This window comes from Pseudomonas sp. Je.1.5.c (assembly GCF_051129895.1).
Lineage (GTDB): Bacteria > Pseudomonadota > Gammaproteobacteria > Pseudomonadales > Pseudomonadaceae > Aquipseudomonas > Aquipseudomonas urmiensis.
The window spans coordinates 1-3,792 of record NZ_JBCPSP010000087.1 but is presented as its reverse complement, the minus strand read 5'-3'; the positions used below and the strand labels follow the sequence as shown (position 1 = coordinate 3,792).

Sequence of the window (3,792 nt, the reverse complement as noted above, 5' to 3'; positions counted from 1 at the left end):
CGCTCCCACGCAGAGCCCGAAACCGTGAGGACGACCCAGATTGCGTGGGAGCGGGCTTGCCCCGCGATGAGGCCCGCAGGCTTAAAGCATTTGGCTCCTAAGCTAATGCTAAAAAGTTATTTATTTACGATTTCTTAGATCATCTAGTCTTCTCGCCATAATCATCCCGATTGCCTGACGAGGAGTTCAACCATGATCCCGCACACTCCGCTGCGCCTGTTCGCCGCCCTGACCCTCGCCAGCACCAGCTGGTTCGCCCAGGCAGCCGACTTGACCGTCGCCTACCAGACCACCGTCGACCCAGCCAAGGTGGCCCAGGTCGATGGCGACTATGAAAAAGCCAGCAAGGCCAGCATCGACTGGCGCAAATTCGACAACGGCGCCGACGTGATCACCGCCGTCGCCTCGGGCGATGTGCAAATCGGCTACCTCGGCTCCAGCCCACTGGCTGCCGCCGCCACCCGCAAGCTGCCAGTGGAAACCTTTCTGATCGCTACCCAGATCGGCGCCGGTGAAGCGCTGGTCGCCCGCGACAGCATCAAGACCCCGCAAGACCTGATCGGCAAGAAAGTCGCGGTGCCGTTCGTCTCCACCGGCCATTACAGCCTGCTTGCCGCACTGAAGGCGTGGAACATCGACCCCTCCAAAGTGCAGATCCTCAACCTCGCGCCACCGGCAATCATCGCGGCCTGGAAGCGCGGCGACATCGATGCCACCTATGTGTGGGACCCAGCCCTGGGCGTGGCCAAGGAAAACGGCAAGGTACTGATCACCTCCGGTGAACTGGCGCACAAAGGCGCACCAACCTTCGACGCCTGGATCGTGCGCAAGGACTTCGCCGACAAGCACCCAGAGGTGGTCAAGGCCTTCGCCAAAGTGACCCTCGACGCCTACGCCGACTACCGCAAAGACCCCAAAGCCTGGCTGGCCAACCCTGACAACGTGGCCAAGCTGGCCAAGCTCTCGGGCGCCAAGTCCACGGACATCCCGGTCCTGCTGGAAGGCAACGTCTATCCGCTGGCCGCCGACCAGGCCGACGCCCTCGGTGCTCCGACCACCCAGGCGCTGACCGACACCGCCACCTTCCTCAAGCAACAAGGCAAGGTCGATGCGGTACTGCCGGACTATTCGCCCTACGTCAGCGCCAAATACCTCCCCAACTGATCCGGAGCCTGTCATGGCCTTGCTTGAACTGGAGCGCATCAGCGCACAGTACCCCGGCGCCGCCACCCCGGTGCTGGCCGACATCAACCTGAGCCTGGGTCCACGCCAGCTGCTGGTGGCCCTGGGGCCATCGGGCAGCGGCAAGACTTCGCTGCTCAACCTGATCGCCGGCTTCGTCGCCCCCAGCGGCGGACGCATCACCCTTGACGGCGTACCGGTGCAAGGCCCCGGCGCCGAACGTGGGGTGGTGTTCCAGGACGACGCCCTGCTCCCTTGGCAGGATGTGCTCGGCAACGTTGCCTTTGGCCTGGAACTGGCCGGCGTAGCGCGCGCCGAGCGCGAGGCGAAAGCCCGCGAAATGCTCGCGCTGGTCGACCTGGCAGACTTTGCCGAACGGCGTATCTGGCAGCTTTCCGGTGGTCAGAAACAGCGCGTGGGCCTGGCCCGGGCACTGGCGGCCAACCCCCGCGTGCTGCTGATGGACGAGCCGTTTGGCGCACTCGACGCCTTTACCCGCGAACAGATGCAAGAGCTGTTGTTGCAGGTCTGGCAGCGCACTGCCAAGCCAGTGTTCCTGATCACCCACGATATTGAAGAAGCGGTTTTCCTCGCCAGCGAACTGGTGTTACTGGCGCCCAATCCCGGTCGCGTGGTCGAGCGCCTGCAACTGGACTTCGGCCAGCGCTACGCCGCCGGTGAATCGGCGCGGGCGATCAAGTCCGATCCACGTTTCATCGAAACCCGCGAGCACGTGCTGGCGCGGGTGTTCTCGCAACGCGAATCCACCCGCCGGGAGGCGTCCCTATGAGCAGCCTTGAATTGCCCGTCGCCGGCAAACCCACCCGCCAGAGCAAGCCCGTGATCAAGCTGCGCCGACCACTGTCGACCCGCTGGATCAGTGCCCTGACCCTGACCGCCCTGCTCGCACTGTGGTGGCTGGTGACCGCCGCGGGCTGGGTCGAGCCGTTGTTCCTGCCGTCACCTGCCGACATCCTGGCCAAGGCCTGGGTGCTGCTGACCCAAGGCTACATGGACGCCAGCCTGTGGCAGCACCTGGGCGCGAGCCTAGGGCGGATCGGCCTGGCACTGGCGGCGGCGACCCTGACCGCGATCCCGGTGGGCATCGCCATCGGCTACAACCGCATCGCCCGCGGCATTCTCGATCCGCTGATCGAGTTTTACCGGCCGATCCCACCGCTGGCCTACCTGCCGCTGATCGTGATCTGGTGCGGCATTGGCGAGTTGTCCAAGGTGCTGCTGATCTACCTGGCGATCTTCGCCCCGATCGCCATCGCCACCGCTACCGGGGTGCGCACCGTCGACCCGGCCAAACTGCGCGCCGCGCAGTCGTTGGGCGCGAGCAAAGCGCAGCTGATCCGCCATGTGATCCTGCCCAGCGCCCTGCCCGACATCCTCACCGGTATCCGTATCGGCCTGGGCGTCGGCTGGTCGACCCTGGTCGCCGCCGAGCTGATCGCCGCCACCAGTGGCTTGGGCTTCATGGTGCAGTCGGCGTCGCAGTTCCTCGTCACCGACGTGGTGGTGCTGGGCATATTGTTGATTGCCCTGATCGCCTTCGCCCTGGAGATGGGCCTGCGCGCCCTGCAACGCAAGCTGGTGCCCTGGCACGGACAAAGCCACTGATGCTGACTGACCACGCCGGCAGCCCGGCGCACGCTTACCAGAAGAGACCGACATGAGCCTGACCATCACCCCTCTCAGCCCGGCGCTCGGCGCCCAGATCAGCGGCGTGGACATCAGCCGCGAGATTACCCAAGAGCAGCGCGACGCTATCGAACAAGCGCTGCTCAAGCATCAGGTGCTGTTCTTCCGCGACCAGCCACTGAACCCGGCCCAGCAGGCCAACTTTGCGGCGCGCTTTGGTGATCTGCATATTCATCCGATCTACCCCAACGTGCCGGATACCCCGCAGGTGCTGATCCTCGACACGGCAGTCACCGATGTGCGTGACAACGCCGTGTGGCACACCGACGTGACCTTCCTGCCGACCCCGGCGCTGGGCGCGGTACTCAGTGCCAAGCAGTTGCCGGCTTACGGTGGCGACACGCTGTGGGCCAGTGGCATTGCGGCGTTCGAAGCGCTGTCGGTGCCGCTGCGCACAATGCTTGAAGGGCTGACGGCGACCCATGACTTCACCAAGTCGTTCCCGCTGGAGCGCTTCGGCACCACGGCGCAAGACCTCGAACGCTGGGAAGCGACCCGGCGTAACAATCCGCCGCTGTCGCACCCGGTGGTGCGCACGCATCCGGTGAGTGGACGCAAGGCGCTGTTCGTCAATGAGGGGTTCACTACGCGGATCAACGAGCTGAGCGAGCAAGAGAGCGAGGCGCTGCTCAAGCTACTGTTCGCCCATGCGACGCGGCCGGAGTTCAGTATTCGCTGGCGCTGGCAGGAGAACGACGTGGCGTTTTGGGATAACCGCGTGACCCAGCATTACGCGGTGGATGACTACCGGCCGCAGCGGCGGGTGATGCATCGGGCGACCATCCTTGGGGATGCGCCGTTCTAGAGGGCGTCCGGATGGCAGGGAGATACGAGCAATACGGTGTAGCGTGAGAGCTGGGAACGTGGGGCTGGGAGCGTGGGAGCGGGCTTGCCCCGCGATAG

Annotated in this window: 4 protein-coding genes; all 4 read left to right on the top strand. The window is 64.9% G+C overall.

The window, feature by feature from the left end:
• Positions 1-192 precede the first annotated feature (192 nt).
• The 4 genes from tauA to tauD are packed head-to-tail and all read left to right on the top strand — an operon-like array spanning position 193 to position 3,694.
• On the top strand, positions 193-1,164 hold the full coding sequence (gene tauA / locus AAZU54_RS27160) for a taurine ABC transporter substrate-binding protein (protein ID WP_434727890.1): 972 nt from the start codon (positions 193-195) through the stop codon (positions 1,162-1,164).
• Positions 1,165-1,177: 13 nt separating this feature from the next.
• Positions 1,178-1,972 (top strand): taurine ABC transporter ATP-binding subunit, encoded by a 795-nt coding sequence (gene tauB / locus AAZU54_RS27155; protein ID WP_186552881.1) that lies wholly within the window; start codon positions 1,178-1,180, stop codon positions 1,970-1,972.
• The gene (gene tauC / locus AAZU54_RS27150) at positions 1,969-2,808 is read left to right on the top strand and encodes a taurine ABC transporter permease TauC (RefSeq protein ID WP_434727889.1); all 840 of its coding nucleotides are present in this window, start codon (positions 1,969-1,971) and stop codon (positions 2,806-2,808) included. The genes tauB and tauC overlap by 4 nt, the downstream gene beginning before the upstream one ends.
• A 52-nt stretch (positions 2,809-2,860) precedes the next feature.
• The gene (tauD, locus tag AAZU54_RS27145) at positions 2,861-3,694 is read left to right on the top strand and encodes a taurine dioxygenase (protein WP_434727888.1); all 834 of its coding nucleotides are present in this window, start codon (positions 2,861-2,863) and stop codon (positions 3,692-3,694) included.
• The last annotated feature ends 98 nt before the right edge of the window (positions 3,695-3,792 follow it).